The sequence below is a fragment of the Blastocatellia bacterium genome (assembly GCA_025055075.1).
Classification (GTDB): domain Bacteria; phylum Acidobacteriota; class Blastocatellia; order HR10; family HR10; genus HR10.
On sequence record JANWYV010000041.1, the window covers coordinates 1 to 1,894 of the forward strand.

The window sequence follows — 1,894 nt, forward strand, 5'->3', positions numbered from 1 at the left end:
GACCTAGGGGTTATGAATCCCTCGCTCTAACCATCTGAGTTACACCGCCACCGCATTGAACGTTCGCACCGTCGAGGCGTCGAGGAGACTTTCCGTGAGCGGAGCGAAAGCCATTCGCCGACTTCCCAAAGCGCTCGCTCCATCGCTTCTCGCCGCCTCGCGGCTTTTCAATTTTGCTACGCGCCCACGCGCGTCAAGAGGCGCCTCCAAACGTCGAGGCGAAACGGGACAACGATTCGCCTCGGGATCGCACCTCTACGACAGCTCCCAGCATTGAGAGCGCAGAGCAACTCCCGGCGTTCGCCTGCCGTACGCTCGAACGGCTCCAACGGCAGACGATTCCAAACATCGAGATGGAAACCCAATTGCAGCAGCATCGAAAAAACGCCGCGCGAAACGCCGAACGAAAGGCGCAGCAGCCGAAGAGTTCGCTCGCGTTCGACTCGCACGGGCTCGGCCCGAGCGATCCTCGACCGTTCGATAGCAAGAAGTCGAGAACGGCCCTTTGCGATCCGTCCAGCCGCCCGAGCGAGTCTATCCGATGGCGAGAGGTTGAGGACGACCTTTCGCCGCTCGTCCAATCGCGACTCGTCCAGCGGCCCAAGCGATTCTCGACCATTCGATGGCTACCGGTCGCATCGCGCGCCGCCGCGATCTTCCGCTTGGGAGGAAGGGCGATGAACGTCCACGAGCATCCGATCCGCGGAAATTCGGCGACGATACGATCGCGCAATGCCACAAGCGACGAACGTCCGCGAGCAGCCACTCGTAGGCCTCATCTCACGATCTGCCCACCAAGATGAAGGGGGCCCAATAGAAGGGGTGCACGAATCCTTCCTCTTGCAGCAGCTCCAAGCGCGCGCGTCGCAAGGCTTCGGCTTTCGATTGGCCCGCTTTCAAATGCCGATACAACCGCACCATCAATTCCGCCGTCGAGACATCGGCCACCTTCCATAAGCTCACCAGGACGGCCCGCGCTCCTGCATACAAAAAGGCGCGGGTCAATCCGACGAGCCCTTCGCCCTGCACTTGCTTGCCCAATCCCGTCTCACAAGCCGAGAGCACCACCAGCTCCGCATTCAGCTTCAGGTTGAAGATCTCGTACACCTGCAGCAATCCATCCTCCCGCGCATCCCGAAGGGCCAAAGGCAAGGTCAGCACAAGCCCCGAATACTGCGGCGCATTCTCATTGAGCAGCCCATGCGTCGCGAAATGAATGAACCGAAACTCGTCCAACTTCTCGCCCTTCACGTTCTCCTCTCGCGCTTGCGCGCCCACGTAGACCACCGCTTCCGCTCGCGGATAGAGTCGCGCGATCTCTTGCGCTTCCCGACGACTGTGGGGCAACGGCGAGAGGCTCCTCACCTCTCCGAACGCGCTGCCGAAAGCCCGACCAACTGCGCTCTCCGCCTCCACCTTTCGATAGACGGGATCGGCGTAGGCGAGCAACGTCTTCTGCACGGGCTTCATCGGCTCGCGCGCCAGACTGGCCCACACGCTCGCCGACGGCGCATAGCTCACGGCATACGTCTTCAGCAGGTACGGCAAGCGGCGCGGATCCTCCGTCGTCAGCTCCCCCTTGGCCAACAGCACCTCGAACGGCAGATAGTACAAAATCCCATCGGGCACGATGATCAGCTCCTGCTTGCCCGCGAGCCACTTCTCCGCCGGTTGCACCAACGCTTGATAGAGCAACCGAGCGTTCGCCACATAGTTCACATACGCCGCCCGCAACGGCCCTTGCGCGATCGCGGCTCGCAGCTTCTCCACCAACTCTCGAATCTCCGCCACCGCCCCGAGACGAATCGCCTGAAAGCCATCCCGCGTGACGACGAAAAGAACCGCTCCCTCTCGCCCGAGCACGTATTCCAAAAGCGCCGTCCGCTCATCGAGC

1 protein-coding gene is annotated in these 1,894 nt (G+C 61.7%); it reads right to left on the minus strand.

Annotated features, from left to right (window positions below):
- Positions 1–780 precede the first annotated feature (780 nt).
- Positions 781–1,894: CHAT domain-containing protein (locus tag NZ746_10235; protein MCS6817741.1), on the minus strand; the 1,114-nt coding region annotated here is incomplete at its 5' end.